Consider the following 17,732-nt stretch of genomic DNA (forward strand, 5'->3'; position numbering starts at 1 on the left):
ATGTGTCGATTCACCCTGCGGCCAACAAAAGTCCAGGTCAAACCCGATCGTCGATAACGCGCACGGTGGTGGTCCGGTCCGACTGGCCGTTGTTGGTCCTGCCGCCGGCTCCCGCCGCCGCGGGAGCGATGGGCATGCCCCCCATGCCCGTGGCGCCGGTGGTCGTCAGGCGGCTCGTCTCGACCGAACCCAGCGCGCCGCTGGGCCTCAATCCCACCGGACGTCCGCCACCGGAGTCGAAGGCGCTCACGGGCCGGGTGAACGCAGAGACCGGCGCGCCCGGCCCGCCTGCCGCGACGCCACCGGAGGAGGTGGTGGCGTTCGCCAGCGTCGCCGTGGCGGGAAGCCCGGTGGCCCCTGGGGAGTTGAGCGCCCCGCCTAGCGCGTTCGGGTTCATGAACATCCCCATCAGGGACTGCATCGGGCTCAGCATCGACTGCGGCAGCTGACCCAGCGACTGCGGCGCCTGGGTCAGCGTCGAGCCGATCTGCTGAACCGGGCCCAGCAGGGAACCCATCGGGTCGCCCATGCTCTGGGCGGCGCCGGCGCTCTGGCCGGCAGCGTTGGTCGCGGTAGACGTGCTGGCGTGGGCGGCGCGCATCGCGCCGCCGGCAGCGGCCTGGGAGGCCGCCTCGCCGACAGCGCTGGCCGCCGCAGCGGGAGCTGCCGGGGAAGCGCCCATACTCGCCACCGGAGCGGGAACCGTCAAGCTGGCGGTGAGCGCCGTCAGCGTCGCTCCGTAGGACGCTCCCACCGCGGCGTTGTTCGGCCAGAACAGGCCGTAGTACTGGTATTCGAGCGAAGCGATCCGCGGCGTCAGGGCCCCGAGCACCGACGGGTTGATCGCGTAGTCGGTTGCGGTCTCGATCCGGTTCTCTTCGCACTCGGCGGTAGTGCGCATGCTGGCATAGGCGAGCTGGTAGGCCTCGACGGCCGCAGCGACGATGGGGGCCTTGACGTCTACCCAACCCGCCAGGCCGTGCAGGGCGACGTTCAGCAGGGTTGCGTTGAGGACTGATCCCTCGGATCCGGCTCCGATCCACCGCAGCGAGGTCAAGGCCGTGTTGACCGCCGAGGCGATTCCCGACGCGTGATGAGCCACACCCAGCGCCGACCATGCGGCGCCATTGGCCAGCATGGCCGGAATGCCCGCGCCGGATTTGATCAACATGTCGTTGGTCTCCGGTGTGCGGGCGGCCCACCCCGGGTCGGCCATGAGCTACCCGCCGAGCGCGACGGTGGCGGCCCGTAGTGCCTCGGTGGCGCCATACACACCTGCGGCGGTGGCTTGCGCGCCGGAGTACAAGCCGCGCTGCGCCGAATGCTCGGCGACGATGCCCAGGTATTCGCCGCCGGAGGCCAGCAGGGCCGCATGGAATGCGATGGAATCGGGGTCGTTACCCATTGGCAAAACCCCCAGCAACGCCGGGCTGGCGGCCGAGGCGGCCGCCTGCGTTTCGGCGGTGATTGCGGCTTCGACTCCCGATGAAGCCAGGACCGCTTCCGGTTCTACAGAAAACATATTTCCTCCCCGATGCCTCATCACCGATATGTCGACGGCGGCGAACCGGACTTGATCGTAAACCGAATTGCGGCGCCCGTCACTTCAGGATGTAAATACCGGTTATTGTCGTTCGAAATCGTGGATCATCGACGACGGGACTCCTACCAGAACGCCCTCAACCTCTAAGTCATTGACCAACAGTCCGCGGCCGGCGGGCAACGCCTGAGCCCGTACCGTGCGGTTGACCTTGTTCTGGGGGTCGTTGTCCATGAACAACGTGGGCACCTTGGCGGCGCGTTGCGCCTTCACCCAGGGGTCCATCTCCAATTGGCCGAAGTTGGACGAGTTCCGGGTGGTGAAAACGTGCAGTCCGATCTGACGGCCCCGCTCCATCAGCTTCCACAACGCCGCACCTACCGGTGGCTTCGCCGGATGAATTTGTGCGGGGCGCAGATCCTGCACGTCGTCGATCAACACGAAATGCCGTGGCCCCTCCCAGGGCTTGAGCGCCCGTAGCTCCTCCTGGCTGAGCCCCTTGGCGGGCAGCCGGGGGAGCAGTATCTGTTGGGCAAGCGTGGTCAGTGTCTCGTCGATCTCGTCCTGGTCATAGGCATAGGCATGGATGTACCCCGGACCCTGCAGGTCTCGCAGCGGGCCCGTTTTCGGGTCGATGATCGTGATCTGGGCTTCCCCGGGGCCGAAGCGTGCCATCACTGCTTCGCCGATCGCGGCCAAAGTGGCGCTTTTGCCGCACAGGGCTCGCCCCAGGATCATCATCCCGGGGTTTTCGGCCAGCATCAGCGGGACCGGAAGCAGATCGTGTTGTTCGCCGATCATGAACGCGATGGACGGCGCGGCTTGGGCGGGCGGCCGTTGTGCGACGTCGTAGGCCAGGACCTCCGCGAGCGCGACAGCCGCTGGAAGTCGCTTGAGTGTGGCGTGCTTGGTGACACCCGCGACCTGCGCAACCCGGCGCCCGAGTTCCCGGGTCCCGATCCCGGTGCCATCCTCGGCGGCCAGCTCCGGAACCCCGATGAGCATCTCGTGCGGCGACTCGGTCAGACCGAAGCCGGGCCGGTTGACGGTGCGTTTGGCGGCATCGCGGGCGTCCAGCGACGCGGTGCCCATCTCATTCTCGCCGGGGTTCTGCAGCCGCAGCTGGATGCGAACGTCCGAGTTCTGCAGCAATGTCTGGCGTTGACCGTGAATCCAGCCGGAGGCGCTGGTCATCAAGTGCACGCCGTACTCCGGACCGACACCGCTCAGGGCGATGATCCGGTCACCGAGCATCGTGTCGGCGGCGTAGAGATCGGAGAAGTCATCGATCACCAGGAAAACGTCCCCGTAGGGATCGCCCGCGTCGGTGCCGGCCATGCTCTCGCCACCGCCTGCGCCGAAGCGGCGCTCCCGGAACTCGTTGATGTCGATCTTGTCGCGGCGGAAGGCGTCTTGGCGGGCGCTGATCAGCGCTGCCATGGTGGCAACGGTGCGCTCCACGCCCTCGCGGTCGGCCGGCGAGACGATGTCGGCCACGTGCGGCAGGGTTTCGGCGTAGCCCAGGGTTGCGCCGCCGACACAGAAGAACGTCACCCGCGCCGGGGTGTACATCAGCGCGGCCGAACACATCATTGTCATCAGCGTGGTCGTCTTGCCGCGGCTCTTGGCCCCGACCACCATGATGTTGCTGCGCAGCACATCCACGCAGTGCACCAGCTGCTGGGCGTCCTCGGGGATGTCCTTGACGGCCAGCGGCCACACCAGGCCGGGGTTGCGGCCGTAGTCGACATGCCACGGTTTGCCCCGGTGGCGTGCGACCAGGGCGTCGACCGGCTCGGAGATCTCCAACGGAGGCAACCACGGCAGGTGGGGTGCCTTGCGGTCGGCGGCGATGAGTGACTCACGCAGCACATCGACGATCTTCTTCTTCTTGAAGCCGTCGGCGTGCAGCAGAAATTCATCGGGCTCCGCGTCAGTGGCCGATATATCTTGCAGCGCTTGGGCATCCGCTGCATCCAGCGGCTGGTACTGCCAGGTGTACAGCCGGGGCTTGGTGAGCGTCATGTCGAGGGTCTGGCCGGTCGGCAGCTTACGTTTGGGGACCACGAACGGCGCCGAGAGGTAGAAACAGCGGAACGGCTCCAGGTCACGCGGGCCGACCTTCAGCAGGCCGAAGCCGTTCTCCTTCGACGGCAGGTGGTAGGCGGCATCCGACCCGATCACTTCGCGGCTGTCGTCCCCGGACTCCGCCCGAAGGGCGACACGGAATGCGATGTTGGACTTGACTTTCTGCAAGGACGACAAATCGAGGCGCTGTCCGCCGAGCATGAAGAACACGTTGGCGCCGCGGCCCTCCTGCCCGATATGGATGATCAAGTCGATCCACTTGGGGTGGTTTTGGAACAGCTCCAGGTATTCGTCGATGACTACGAGCAGTACGGGTACCGGTTCCAGATCCCGCCCGGCCAGGCGAATCTCCTCGTAGTCGTTCGCGTCGCGCGCACCGACCGAGTTGAACAGGCGATAGCGCCGGGCTATCTCACCGTCGATGGCGCGCCGCATTCTTTCGGCGAGATGCCGCTCGTCCTTTCCGAGGTTGGACAAGGCCGCCGACACGTGCGGGATACCGAGGATGTCTTGGGCCGCGGACTCGAATTTCATGTCGACGAAGATGACGTTGAAGGTCTCCGGCGAGTGGGTCAGCGCAATGCCGTAGACCAGGGAAAGAAAGAACTCTGATTTTCCCGAGCCGCTGGTCCCGATGACCACCGAGTGAAAACCGTAGCCGCCGAAGTCTTTGGCGCGCAGAATGATGTTTTGCAGTTCGCCGCTGGGCTTGGCTCCGACGGGAATCTCTGCCCACCGTTCATCGCCCCGGCTGCGCCTTTCCGTCCATAACCGGTCGACGTTGAGTTCCCGGGCGTCGTCGATGCCCAGGGCACGCAACAGTTCCAGGGCGCCGCTGCCCGCGTCGGCGACATCGACGCTGGCGGTCGGTGACCAGCGGGCCATTGCTCTCGCGTAGCGGTAAGCGCGCGGCACCGACAGTTGGTCGGCGTGAGCGAAGAACTTTCCGCCGGCGCGCAGCGTCGGCCTTTCGGGCAGGCTCGGGCCGCGCCGGTTCTTGCGGTCCGGGGCGCCGGCTTCGTCAGCGCGATTCCACGGGGCCGGCTGCTTGGTCAACTCGAAGATCTCGTCGCGGCCGAAGCCCACACCGGTGCCGAGACGCGACGCCACCCGCAGCACCGTGATGCCTTCTTTGCCGACCCGACCGACCACGCTCTCCCATGCTTCGGGACTGCCGGTGTTGTCGTCGACGATCACCAGGTGCGGACCCAGATCGGGCCCGGCGCCACCGGTCTCCAGCGGTGAGGCCATGGTGGTGGGGCTCGGCGCCGAGAGCGGCCGCCAGGCGCCGCGCTTGCCCTTCATGTGAAGGTCGGCGCCCAGCGTCGCCTCGAGTTCGGTAGGACTGGTGAACACCAGGCGTCGCCACCCGCAGGCGTCGAACAGTTCGTCGTGTTGGTTGTGGGGTAGCCAGACCATCCACGACCACAGCTCCGGGTGCCGGGTCACCACCATCAGCTTGACGTCGAGGGGGTTGTGGAAAACCGCTAGCCCGCTGAGCATCGAACGCAGCAGTGAGCGAATCCCGTCGAGATCTTCTCCGATGAAGCCGAAACCGGGGCGGGAGCGCAGGTTCACCACCTTGGCGATGTCGCGGATCTTGCGCTGTTCCAGGATGAAGTCGCGCAACGCCTGGCCTGTGACGGGCTCCAACTCCTCGTCGACGGGGATCTCCGGCCACTGCACCGACAACACCGAGTCCGGGGCATGCTGCACCCCGACGCCTAGCCGAACGTCCAGGAAATCCGCGTCGGAGCGGCGGCGCTCCCACATTTGTGGGCCCCCGATGACCGCGCCCAGCTCCAGCGGAGTGGAGTGCACCAACTCCTGGGCGTTGCGCTGGGCGCAGACGGCCTTCTGAATCTCGTCACGCTCGCTGTCGAGGGAGCGCAGGTAGCTGCGCCGGTTCTTCTCCTGCTCGCCCCAGCTGATCTTGCGGGCCCGGCCGAAGCGCCCGGAGAACATCAGCATCGCCAGCCCGGCCATGCCCACCATGGGGAACATGCCCGACCCCAGGTTGCGCACACCGGAGACATAGAGCATGACGATGGTGCCGATCAGCGCCACGAGCAGGGCGGGTATGCCGATCATCACCCAGAGGTTGCGCGGCTCGCGTTCGGGAAGTGCGTCTGGCGCCCGGGGTGCGACCCGCACGGGCTTGGGTTCAGGGACCCGAAGGCGGACGGGAACGAATGCGCGCTTGGACATCGGTCAGTGCCCTCCCGAGTCGCCCTGCTGGGTGCTGGGTACCACCGGCTGTACGGCCCCGGGCGCCACCAGGGTGTCGCGGGCCAGCAGTGCGGCGCGCCGCGACAGTTCTGGACCGCTGGCGAAGGTGCGCAGGAGCGGCCAGGGTGCTTGCTGCGCGGAGCCCGGGTCCAGGCCGAGGCCCTGGAGGGTATCGGTGTCGGCGGCGATGCCGAATCGGACACCGTTGGGCGACACCCAGAACAGCGCCTCGCGGGTATCGGATTCGGGCAGTCCGCCGGTGGAGGCGATGAAGTTGGTTGCTCCCGGCAACACCAGCACCTGGTTGGCGACCACGGAATTGGGGCTGCGGTCGTCGCGCACCAGTCGGACGATCCGGCTGTCCGTCTCCGGCGACACCGGCAGGCCGCGTCCGCTGTACAGGGTGATCCGCGCCTGTCGATCACCGGAGGCCTTCTCCCAGGCCACGCAGGTCGTCGGATCGGCCGCGGTATCGACGAATGTGAGCCTGCCGTGCGGGTAGTACTCGACGGGCAGGGTGGTCACTTCCGGGATCTTGAGCAGCTTGTCGGGGCTGACGATCAGCGGCGCCACCGAGCCGAACGAGTTCGCGCTGCGGATCAGGTCGGCGACGAAGCTGCTGATCTTCTGGACTCCCTCGGGAACCAGAACGTAGAACTGCGAACCGCCGCTGGACGTCCGGGTCTCCAGCACCGTTCCCACCTGGGAGCCGGGCACCCATTGCGATGGTGTGCCTGCCAGCGGGATCACCGGAACGCGGAGGGGTTCGGTACTCGGGAGGGCATCGAACAGCGCCCGCGATATCTCGACAGGTGCCGTGGTCCCCGGGTCGAGACCGAGACTGAGCGTGGTGGCTCGATCGGCGGGATCCACTTGGGACCGCTTGCCGCCCCAGATGACGTACGTCGCGCCCTGGAAGCGGGTCATGATGGCCGCGTCCGGCGCCAGCGGTGCGGCGCGTCCGAGGGGATTCACAACTCCCGCAATCGCAGTCACCACGGGCGGTTCGGCGCGGCGCGGTGAGCCGGCGGTGTCGCAGACAGCCCAGGCCGACGGCGCGCCGGTGTTGGCGATCAATGACGGCGGGGCGCCCGGAATACCGATCATGGGGCTGGTCGGGTATTTGGCGATCTCAGCGGGTTTGACCCAGGTGGGTGGCTCAGCGTGGCCTACGGCAAGTCGCGCCGAGGTGATGTTCAACGCCGGATACAGCCGCCCGTCGATTCGCGCGTAAATCGCACCCGAATCACGGTCGCCGACAATGGATGACGTTCGAACAATGCCAGCTGGGCGCAGCACGTTGAGTAGCAGCATCCAGCCCATGCCGATCAGGATCAAGACGATCGACAGCACGATAGCGGCGGTCTGTTTGCGGTCGTCGTGCTTCATGCGCACGGAGAATCTGGTGGTCGCTGCGCGCAGTCGTCGGTTGTAGAACAGGTGGCCGGAATTCTGGTCCCGGTTCGACAGACTCAGCGGCATGCCCGGCTACCCCTAACGACGCACGCTCGGCGATGCTGCGCTTCCCCCTGCGGCGACAAGCGCACCGCGACGACATTACTGGCGTTGGCCAGCGCGAACCAGTCACTTGCGTGCACTTCACGGCATAGGGACACGCGCCTGGAGGGCCGATGAGCGCACCCCGGCTCGCGCCGCCCTAGCACTCACCACGCTCAGTCTCATCTCAGGGTCAGTGCCTGGGTGAATGCACGTTCCAAGCCGTGGCCAGCTCTTGCGCAGATCAGGCGGGTTTTCCTGGGTAAACCTAAGCTGAGTTTGACAGACCTCAGTGTGATTGAAATCATCCAGGTTCGGCCACGGCACGCTCGTGTGCGGCCTGGAGAACCGGCGAGGAAGTCTGGATGTTTGAAGCAGTAACGGCACGGTCCAGCCACCGTCGGTCCGGGGTGCGGGCCGCCTTGGCCGCTGCCACCGTGGTCGCCGGGGTGTGCGGCGCGCCCCAGCTCGCCCCACTGGCGGCGATGCCCGGACCGCTCGGGGTGTTGCTCACCGCCGACGGCGGACCGCTGGCCAACTCCGGTATCGCGCTGATCATGGGCCCCAGCATGATGCCCACGCCCAGCCTGCAGTTCGCCGAAACGGTCAACGAACTGTTTTTGGAGCCGCAGGGCTTCGCCGGGCAGCTCCAGGTGCTGACCACGCCGCAGGAGCCCTACATGCTGGACACCTCCTTGGCCACCGGGGCGCAGATTCTCTTCGACAAGGTGCAGGAGCTGATCGAGTCCGGGCAGGTGGACGCCGATAATCCGGTTACGGTGTTCGGCTATTCGCAAAGCGCCGCGCTGACGACACTGGCGATGGAGCAGCTCCAAGAGGCGGGTGTGCCCAGCTCCGCGGTGAACTTCGTGTTGATCGGCAACTCGGCCAACCCCATCGGGGGCATGCTGGTCGGCTTCGAAAACGTGCCCGAGATCGCCCGGCTCATGGGGCAAAGCGACGTCACCCTGGGCAACCCGACGCCCAACGATCTCTACCCCACCAGCATCTACACCCTGGAGTACGACGGCTACGCCGACTTCCCCAAGTACGCCAGCAACATCTTCTCCACGCTCAACGCCATCATGGGCATGGGCATCCAGCACGTCGCCTACATGGGTCTGACCCCCGAGCAGATCGCGGAGGCGACGCTGCTGGAGTCCAGCCCCGACAGCACGATCAGCTCCTACATGATCGAGAGCGAGTACCTGCCGCTGCTGTGGCCCCTGCTGTTCGTCCCGGTCACCGGAAAGCCGCTGTATGAGCTGATGGAGCCGGCTATGCGGATCCTGGTGAACCTCGGCTACGGCAACATCGAGCACGGCTGGAACGACGGGCCCGCCGACGTGCCCACCGAAGTGACCATGGACCCGCAGGTCATCGACTGGAACGAGGTCAACGCCGCGCTGGCGGTGGCCGCCCAGACCGGCTGGAACAACTTCGTCGACGCCATCTTGGACCCGGCCACCTACCAGGTGACCGAGATGATCGACAACCCGGCGTTGGCGCCGCTGCTGGCGGCCGGCGACGGTGTGGGCCTTGCCGACAGCTCCGATGTGCAGGGCATGCTGCAGGGCCTGACCAACATGATGTGGGAGTCGTTGGTGGGCCAGTACCTGGACCCGGCCTACTGGGAAGCCCAGGGCTAGGACGACTTTCGGTCAGCGGGTCGAGCGGACCGCGGACTGCGGGCTGAGGCGGTATCGCTGAGGTAAGCGTTGTGTAACGCTTCGTCCAACGCCGGGCACTTCGCTGCCAGACCAATTACCCTTTGTCTCAGGTGATCCCATGCAGGGTTAGCCGCCGAGGTTCCGAATCTGCCGGGCCGGAACGTGATTCCCGGCTCGCGGATCGCCGTGCGAATCCTCGGAGGCCTGGACAGGGGGTCGGCGTGTTTCCTGGCGGCGAGGGGCGGTGAGTCTGCTGTTGCCGCCGCGCGCGCCGGAACCGGCTGCCCCGAATCCGGCCGGCACTCCCGAGGAAAGCCGGCGCCTGATGCGCAGAGCCATCGCGGCATCGGCGATCGGCAACGCGACCGAATGGTATGACTACGGTGTCTACGCCGTCGTGGCGACCTACTTGACCGAAGCGTTCTTTCCGAACGCGCTGGGCAGCCTCGGCACCATGCTCGGCTTCGCGGTCTCCTTTGTGCTCCGGCCGCTGGGCGGCCTGGTCTGGGGACCCCTGGGAGATCGGTTCGGCCGCAAGTCCGTTCTGGTCGCAACCATCATGCTGATCGCGGTGGCCACCACGCTCATCGGTCTGTTGCCCACCTACGCCAGCGCGGGCTGGTGGGCGCCGGTGCTGTTGATCGCGCTGCGGGTGGTGCAGGGATTCTCAACCGGCGGCGAATACGGCGGCGCCGCAACGTTTATGGCCGAATGCGCGCCCGACAACAGGCGCGGGGCCTACGGCAGCCTGCTGGAATTCGGTGCCGTCGGCGGCTTCGTGTTCGGCACCGCCGTGGTGCTGGCATTGGAGGCGATGCTCACCCACGACCAGATGGCGGCCTGGGGCTGGCGCATTCCCTTCCTGCTCGCCCTGCCGCTTGGCGTGCTGGGACTGGTGCTGCGCTCCCGGATGCCGGAGACGCCCGTGTTCGCCGAATGCGCGATCACCGGCTCGGCCCGCGACCGGCTGGTGGACCTGCTGACCAACTACACGCGACCTATCTTGGTCACCTTCGCCCTGATGGTCGCGCTGAACATCATCGACTACACCCTGGTGACCTACCAGCCGACCTATCTGCACGCCACCGCCGGCCTCGACGCACGCAGCAGGACGGCGGTGGTTCTGGTGGGGGAGTTGGCGATGATGGCCTGTATCCCGCTGGCCGGCGCCTGGTCGGATCGGATCGGGCGCAAACCGCTGTGGCGCGGCTCGCTGCTGGGGTTCGCGGTGCTGGCGCTGCCGATGTACTGGCTCATGGGGCAGGGTTTCGGTTTCGCGGTACTGGGATTCACCGTGCTCAGCGTGCTGTTCGCGGCGCCCATGTCCACCGTGGCGTCCACCTTCCCGGCGCTGTTTCCCACGCAGGTCCGCTTCGCCGGCTTTGCCGTCGCCGACAACGCGGCCGTAGCACTGTTCGGCGGCACCGCGCCGGTGCTGGCCGACTCGGTGATCACCCACACCGGCTGGCAGTTGTTCCCGGCGGCCTACCTGATGGTGGCCGCGGTCATCGGGTTGATCGCCTTGCGGTTCCTGCCCGAGACGGCCGGCTATTCGCTGCGCGGCACCGAGATGCCTGCCGTGCGTGCCGACTTCGAACGCAACCTGGCCGCGTGATCGCCAACCGGCCGCCGCACGCCCCCGCGTGCGCGCAGCGGCGCCCGTCGGCCTTCGCCGCCCGACGGGCTACGGCTTGATCCGGATCTCGCCGGGTGACCACCAGCCCGAACGCGTGGCGCTGCCCAAGTCCAGCTCCGCCGGGGTGGCCGGCGTGATGACGTCGAACTGACGCAACGAACCCCAGTCCCGGCCCCAGTCATGGTTGAGGTAGGTGGCCATGACGTGGGCGCGCAGCAGCATGTCGGAAATGCCGAGCAGCCCGCCGTTGACCCCGTCCTGCCAGGTGTCGGTGTCCTGCTTCTTGGCGTTGTAGTCCGGGGTGATCCGGTACTCCGGCACCTCGGTGACGCCGTTGGCGTGCAGCATCGGGTGCTGGCACGGGAACGCCAGGCCCACCGCCCAGTCCAGCAGCACCGGCTTGTCGGAGCCGATGTACTCCTGAATGGTCTCCACCTCGGGCAGTCGCGGTGGGGTGAAGGCGATCCAATCGCGCGGATTCAGCGACTTGTCCACGGCCACAATGCGTACCGCGGTGGCGTCCGCCGGGATCTGCGAGCGCGGGAAACGCAGGTTGCGCCACATCCGGGGCCACTCCCCGAACAGGTCGTAGGGCACCAGCCGGCCGGCCGCCACCGGCGTGCCGTCGGGGCCGGGAACCCCGTACTCCAGCTGCACGTCCTGGCCGGTGGTGTAGCCCTTCAGCACGCTGTTGCCGGCGATGGTGCCCGCGGCGGTCACCGCCACCAGGGGATGCGCGTCGTCGGCCGCGGGCAGCACGTACCAGGCCGATGTCAGCGTGGACACCTGCTGCGCGTCGGTGCTGTAACTGCCGGCCAGCGGAACCCGTGCCGGGTCCAGGCCGTAGGGCAGCGGCACCGTCGAGCCGTTGACGCCGGGCTTCTTCAGCTTCTTGGGGGCATCCCAGTCGTAGTCGGTGCCGGGCTGGGGGATCGGCATCCGCAGCGCCTCGGCCACCACCTTCTCCGGCACCCCGCTGGCGGTGAAACCGACCGGGTCCACGCCGCCCAACGGTCCCAGCTCGCCGTACTGCCCCGGCAGCGGTGTGAGCGCGCCGTCGTTGGGGTCCGGCTCGACCAGCACGTTGTCGGCCAGCCCGCAGCCGCCCACGAACGCACGCACGTTGGCCAGGCCGTTGGAGTAGGTCGGGTATTCGCGGATGATTCCGGCCACCATCGAGGCGATGAAGACGCACACCATGAAACCGGCTGCCACCGGCACGGGGGCGGCGGTCAGCGCCCGGGCCAGTCGGCCCTCGCCGCGATCACGCGGAGCGAAGTGCAGCCAGGCCGCCCATCCGGCGACCACCGCAAACATCGCGAAAAGAATTGTGCTGATGGTGATGCCGCCGATCCGCGGCATGTCGGCGTTGAACGGGACGCCGTAGCTGGAGACATACCACCAGCCGTTGGTGGTGGCGAAACACAACGCCATGATGAAAAGCACTGCCGCGGCGAAGGCCATGCGGTTGCGCGACCAGCGCACCACTTGTCGGGAGACCAGCACGGTGGTCAGCGCCGCCATCGCCCCGGCCACCGCGGCGAACAGCCCGAAGTGGTGCACCCATTTGGTGGGGGCGAACATCAGCGAGAACATGGTCGCCAGGATCACGCCCATCAACCGCCACACCGGGCCGCTGGCCACCCCGGCGATCCGCTTGCGCCGCAACATGATGAACATGGCGGTGAACAGGCAGAGCACACAGATCAAGAACCCGAACCGCCGCGACAGCGAGCCGTCGACGGTCGGCAGAATCAGGTAGTAGTAGCGCAGGTTCTCGGTGTACCAGGCCTGGCTGGGACCGATGGCGGTGCGCACGCGGGTGGCCTCCAAGACCGCCCGCACCGTCTGGTCGGCGAAAACCACGGTCAAGATCACCGCACCGGCGGCCAACAGCGGCGCCACCAGCGGCCAGGTGCCCACCAGACGGTGCCGGCGCACCAGGATCCGCAGCAGCGGCCGGCCGCCGGCCAGCAGCGCGGCCACCGCGATCAAACCGGTGGGCTGAATCCCCAGGGTGAATGCCGCGCAGATGATCGCCAGCGCCGCCGGTGTCAGCCGGCTGGAGATGATCGCCCGCTCCACCAGCACGTAGGTGATCAGCGAGCCGACGGCGATGATCCCCTCGGGGCGCAGACCGTTGTTGAACGGCATCCACGCCGCCAGCAGCACCATGCCGGCGGCCCACAGTGCGGGCTTGCTGGCCGCCACCGCCGGACCGAACCGGGGCAGCACCTCGCGGCTGAGCAGCAGCCAGCACACCAGCCCGGCGACCAGGTCCGGCAGCCGGATCCAGATGCTGGCGTCGGACACGTGCGTCATCAGCGCCAGCAGGTTGTAGTACCAGCCGAACGGGTCTTCGGGGCTGCCGAACCAGCGGAAGTAGTTGCTCATGTAGCCGGCGTGATCGGCTACCCGGGCCATCCCCAGGATGTAGCCGTCGTCGGAGGAGTTCGCGCCGATCACGTACCACAGCAGGAACCCGAACACGACCGCCACATCGGCCAGGGAGAAGAACCGCCACCGACTCGGGATCAGCCGGTGCATCCGGTGCCCGTCGAGCCGGTCCAGTCGCCACAGCGCCAGCACGGCGATGACCGTGGCGAGGATCGCCGCGAAGATCGCTATTCGCTTGAGTGCCGTGGGCTTGGTGGAGAACCGGGTGTCGATGTCGGCGGTCAGCGACAGCCCGTCCGGCGCCGGGCCGGTCAAGTCGGTGAACACCCCGACGATCTGCGGGCGCAGGTTCGGATCCGACCAGCCGTACCGCTGGGTGATGCCCCCGATGGTGGCGAACGTCCCGTCGTGCGACGAGGTGACCTCGATATCGGTGCAGTCGGGGCCCTCCACCTTGGCGCGGGGCGCGCTCGCCAGCACCACGTTGCGGTCGGTGACGTCCACCCGCTTCTCGGTGACGGTGATGAACAGCCCGTTGAGCGCGGCGTCCTTGCCCTTGGCCGGCGCGGTCGACACCAGCGTGCCGCCCTCGGCGGGCAACTGGCGCACCAGCGCACACGGCGCCTTCACCGTCAGCGACAGCGGCGTCTGGGAGATCAGCGGTGCGGTGACACTGCTCAGCTCGCCGTGCTGCGGCCAGTTCAGGGTCGCGGTGGTCTGCACCACCGGCAGCAGCGGCGTGGCCACCGACAGCAGGAAGCCCACGAGGCCGGCGACGACGGCCACCCAGCGGGTCAGTGTGAGGTCACGGTCGGTCACGGGCGCGGTCATGGCAGTGCTCGAATCGGTCCGGGCCGGCTCCAGCCGGTAACGGTGACGGTGCCCTGGTCGATGACGGCGTCGGGCGCGGCTTTGGCGGAGATCAGGCGGTGGTAGGCCTCCACCGCACCCCAGTCCCGATACCAGTCATTGCGCAGGTAGGTCGGGACGGTGGTGGTCCACAGCATGGCCTGGGTGATCAGGAACGGTCCGCCGTCCTCGGCCGACTGCCACAGATTGGACGACGCCGCGGTCTGCTTGTGATCCGGCATGATCCGGTACTCCGGCAGCTCGGCGATGCCCAGATGTTCGGTGAACGGCTGCTGGCACGGGAAGTTCGCCGCGACCGCGATGTCCATCAGCACCGGGGTCTGCGAGCCCATCAACTCGGTGATGGTCTGCACCACCGGCACCCGCGGGGGAGTGAAGGCGATCCACTGCTCGGTGGACAAGTTGGGGTCGTTGGCCACGATGCGCACCACATCGGTGCCCGGCGGCGCCCAGGCCAGCGGGAAACGCAGGTTGCGCCAGGAGTTCTGCGGCCCGATGTCGATGGGCTCCACCTGCCCCAGCGCCCGGAAGGTGCCGTCGGGCGCACTGGCGCCCCACTCCAGCTTCAGCGGCTGACCGTAGTCGAGCTTGCCGTCCTCGCCGTGCGACCAGATGGCGCCGGCGGCGGTGACGACGACGATGGGAGCCCGGGCGGTTGCCGGGTCGGGCTCGGGCAGGCGGTACCAGACCGAGGTGGCGTGCGCGGCGACCTGCTCGCCGTAGGAGCCCAGCACCGGCGTCACCGCCGGGTCCAGGCCGAACGGCAGCGCCACCCGGGACCCGTTCACCCCGTCCGGGGCGTCGTCGGGGATCTTGCCGCCGGCGGTGCCGGCCGCATCGCTCTGGTTGGCGCTGGGCTTGTTGGGCGAGGCGTCGGCGTTGGGCACGCCGGGCTTGGCGATCACGGCCAGGGAGGTGAGGTCCTCATCGACGGCGTTGGGATCGAATCCGTAGGGGTCGGTGCCGCCGAGCGGGCCGAGCTCGCCGTAGGTCTGGCCACTGACGGGTTGCAGCAGTCCGGCGTTGGTGTCCGGTTCGGCCAGCACGTCGTCGGCCATGCCGCAGCTGGTCTGGCCGCGGAGACCGGCCAGCACGGCCTCGGCGTTGGCCTTGGCGGTGGTGTAGGCCGGGTAGCGCCCGGCGGCGGCCTTGGCCATCGAGCCGACCATCAGCAGCACCATCAGGCTGGCGACCACCAGCAGCGGGGTGGAGGCCAGAATCCGGTTGCGCCGGTTGGCGGTGACCTCGGTGTGGCCGGTGTAGTCCAACCGGAAGTGCTGCCAGCCGGCCAGCAGACCGGTGGCGATCGATGCCGCCAGGAACATCGAGGTGACCGGGCGGCTGGCGATCACCGGCGGGATGTCGAACCACGGCACGCCGTAGCCGCCCACGTAGAACCAGCCGTTGACCCCCGATGTCGCGATGGCCACCAGGAACAGCAGCGCCGTCACGTACAGGGTCATGTTGCGTCGGCTGTGCAGGCCGACCCGGGCGTAGGTGAAGGCGGTCAAGGCCGCCAGGGCCCCCGCCAGCCCGGCGAACGCGCCGAACTGCACCGCCCACTTGGTCGGGGTGAAGGTCAGCAGCAGCAGGCCCACCGCGGTCGAGCCGATCAGCCGCCAGGCCGGACCGCTGGCGACGCCGCTGATACGCCCGCGGCGCAGCAGGATCACCAGCATGGCGAGCATGCAGAACAGCAGCACCAGCACGGCGAACCGGCGCGTCATCGAGGCGTCGACGTTCTCCTCGACGGTCAGGAAGTAGTAGCGCAGGAACTCCTGGTACCAGGCGATGGTCGGCCCGACGACGTATTTGATCCGGGCCGACTCCGCGACGGCGGCCAGGGTCTGCGAGCGGCAGACCACCACGGCGATCACCGAAGCCGCCGCGGCCAGTACCGCCAGTGGCGCGGCCAGGCCGTCGTCGGCGCGGCGCCGGCGGATCACTGATTCGACCGCGCGGGAACCGGTCAGCAGCGGGGCCAGGGCAATCAAGCCGTGCGGGGCCAGCGTCACGGTGAAGACCGCCACCACGGTGGCCCAGGCCGCGGGAACCAGCCGGCGGGTGGCGATGGTGCGCTCCACCAGAACCCAGACCACCAAGGTGCCCAGGGCGATCAGCGGCTCCGGGCGCAGGCCATTGTTGAACGGCATCCAGGCCGCCAGGAACATCATCGCGGCGGTGAGCACCGCCACCCGGTTACCCGACAGGCGGCCCAGCCGGGGCAGGATCAGCCGGCTGATGATCAGCCAGCAGGCCATCGCAGCGGCGGTGGCGGGCAGGCGCATCCACACCCCGGCGGTGCTCACCGTGCTCAGCTGTCCCAGCAGCGCCGGATACCAGTCGAACGGGGCCTCGCTGGCGCCGAAGAAACGGTAGTAGTTGGCGACGTATCCGGCATGCGCGACGTTGCGCGCCATCGTCAGGTTGTAGCCGTCGTCGCTGGAGATGGCACCGATGACGTGCCAGAGGGCCAATGCCGCCAGCACCCCCACATCGGCCAGCCAGGTGATGGGACTGGCCTTGAACCAGCGTCGCCAGCTGCGTGGCGTGCGATGCCCCACGCGGCGGTCAAGCACACTCAGCGCGATGATCGACGCCAGCACCGCCAGCAGTCCCAGCGTCATCACGCCGGCTTTCAGAAGGGTGGGCGAGGTGATGAAGCGGGTGTCGATGTCGATGCGCGCGCTTAAGCCGGGCTGCGGGCCCACCTCCAGCTCGGTGAAGATGCCGCCGATCTGCGGCTTGTTCTCGCCGGGCAGCTGTCCTGAGGCGCCGGGGATTCCGACGAAGTCCGCGCCCACCCCGCCGGCGTCGGCCCACAGGTGCAGTTCGCTGCAGTCGCCGAGCTTGTCCCGGGCGGCGGCCGCAGCCACATGGTCGCGGTAGGCCGCGGTCACGGTCGTCTTGTTGGCCCGCACGAACAGGCCGTGGGCGGTGGCGTCCACCCCGCCGGCCGGCACCGTGGACAGCACCAGGCCGCCGTTGGCGCCCAGGGTGGCGATCGCCGAGCACGGGATGGTGATGTCCAGGCTGCGGGGCGCGCCGGAGACCAGGGGAGCGGTGACGTCGGAGACGTAGCCGTCGGCGTCGACGCCCTGCGGCCAGGCGATCGTTGCGGTGGTCTGCTTGACCGGGAGCAGCGGTGTGATGCCGCACAGCAGCACGCCGCTGACGCCGGCGAGCACTGCGATCAGCCGTGCGATCCGATAGCGCCGCTGGGGCTGATCGTGGGTGGAGGACACGAGGCCTGATGCTATGCGACGTCGTCCGCCATGCGGGGCACCCCGTCCCGCCCGGCTGGTGGGGAATCCGGGCCGTCCGGCGGTCTCGCGCGCGGCCCGGATATATGTGATTGTTGCCCGCCTCTGCGCGACAACCCACGCTATGTCGGGCTGCGGAGGAGGTCCGCGGCGCCGGAGCTGCACCATCACCGGCCGGCTGGGTCGGCGGCGCGTCACCGGCTGCCTTGGTCCGCCGCGCCGTCACCGGTTGCCGCGCCTGCAGCGCCGTCACCGGTTGCCTGCGCCCGCAGCGCCATCACCCGTCGGTGAATGCGGTATTCGGTGCTGCGCGGAACCCGCGCGGGCCCGTAGCGGCCCCGGCCCCGCCGAAACACCCGGCCGTGCTCGCGTTCCCACCGCAGGGCGTCCGAGATCGCTTTGGACGGCCGCCCCTGGACACAGAAGCCTCGCGAGTCCAGCTCCGCGGCCAGTTCGGCGATGCTGCACGTCCCGTGGTGCAGCAGATGGTGCGTCAGTACGTAGCGCAGCTCGATGCCGCGCAAGGACCTCAAGTTCGTCAT

General features: G+C 68.2%; 9 protein-coding genes. 2 read left to right on the forward strand and 7 right to left on the reverse strand.

Annotation, left to right across the window (positions count from 1 at the left end; translation table 11 throughout):
• Nucleotides 1-37: 37 nt before the first annotated feature.
• From G6N14_RS18285 to eccB, 4 genes are all read right to left on the reverse strand, one after another.
• On the reverse strand, nucleotides 38-1,216 hold the full coding sequence (locus tag G6N14_RS18285) for a PPE domain-containing protein (protein ID WP_085134385.1): 1,179 nt from the start codon (nucleotides 1,214-1,216) through the stop codon (nucleotides 38-40).
• A 3-nt stretch (nucleotides 1,217-1,219) separates the two neighbouring features.
• On the reverse strand, nucleotides 1,220-1,522 hold the full coding sequence (locus G6N14_RS18290; protein WP_046315044.1) for a PE domain-containing protein: 303 nt from the start codon (nucleotides 1,520-1,522) through the stop codon (nucleotides 1,220-1,222).
• A 102-nt stretch (nucleotides 1,523-1,624) separates the two neighbouring features.
• The gene (gene eccCa / locus G6N14_RS18295; protein ID WP_085134386.1) at nucleotides 1,625-5,836 is read right to left on the reverse strand and encodes a type VII secretion protein EccCa; all 4,212 of its coding nucleotides are present in this window, start codon (nucleotides 5,834-5,836) and stop codon (nucleotides 1,625-1,627) included.
• A 3-nt stretch (nucleotides 5,837-5,839) separates the two neighbouring features.
• Nucleotides 5,840-7,339 carry a type VII secretion protein EccB gene (eccB, locus tag G6N14_RS18300; protein ID WP_085134387.1) on the reverse strand — a complete coding sequence of 500 codons (1,500 nt, stop codon included), beginning with the start codon at nucleotides 7,337-7,339 and terminating at the stop codon, nucleotides 5,840-5,842.
• 380 nt (nucleotides 7,340-7,719) lie between these two features.
• Between eccB and G6N14_RS18305 the strand changes: the two genes are divergently transcribed.
• Nucleotides 7,720-9,003: a PE-PPE domain-containing protein gene (locus G6N14_RS18305; RefSeq protein WP_085134388.1), complete on the forward strand. Its 1,284-nt coding sequence runs from the start codon at nucleotides 7,720-7,722 to the stop codon at nucleotides 9,001-9,003.
• 265 nt (nucleotides 9,004-9,268) lie between these two features.
• Nucleotides 9,269-10,639, forward strand: a complete 1,371-nt coding sequence (locus G6N14_RS18310) for an MFS transporter (protein WP_085134389.1) — start codon at nucleotides 9,269-9,271, stop codon at nucleotides 10,637-10,639.
• A 69-nt stretch (nucleotides 10,640-10,708) separates the two neighbouring features.
• Here G6N14_RS18310 and G6N14_RS18315 read toward each other — a convergent pair whose 3' ends face one another.
• The 3 genes from G6N14_RS18315 to G6N14_RS18325 all read right to left on the reverse strand — a co-directional run bounded on the left by G6N14_RS18315 (nucleotide 10,709) and on the right by G6N14_RS18325 (nucleotide 17,732).
• Nucleotides 10,709-13,888 carry an arabinosyltransferase domain-containing protein gene (locus G6N14_RS18315; RefSeq protein WP_085134390.1) on the reverse strand — a complete coding sequence of 1,060 codons (3,180 nt, stop codon included), beginning with the start codon at nucleotides 13,886-13,888 and terminating at the stop codon, nucleotides 10,709-10,711.
• The gene (locus G6N14_RS18320) at nucleotides 13,885-17,172 is read right to left on the reverse strand and encodes an arabinosyltransferase domain-containing protein (protein ID WP_085134391.1); all 3,288 of its coding nucleotides are present in this window, start codon (nucleotides 17,170-17,172) and stop codon (nucleotides 13,885-13,887) included. The genes G6N14_RS18315 and G6N14_RS18320 overlap by 4 nt, the downstream gene beginning before the upstream one ends.
• A 212-nt stretch (nucleotides 17,173-17,384) precedes the next feature.
• Nucleotides 17,385-17,732 carry a hypothetical protein gene (locus G6N14_RS18325; protein ID WP_085134397.1) on the reverse strand — a complete coding sequence of 116 codons (348 nt, stop codon included), beginning with the start codon at nucleotides 17,730-17,732 and terminating at the stop codon, nucleotides 17,385-17,387.

The sequence above is a fragment of the Mycolicibacter hiberniae genome, assembly GCF_010729485.1.
GTDB lineage: Bacteria > Actinomycetota > Actinomycetes > Mycobacteriales > Mycobacteriaceae > Mycobacterium > Mycobacterium hiberniae.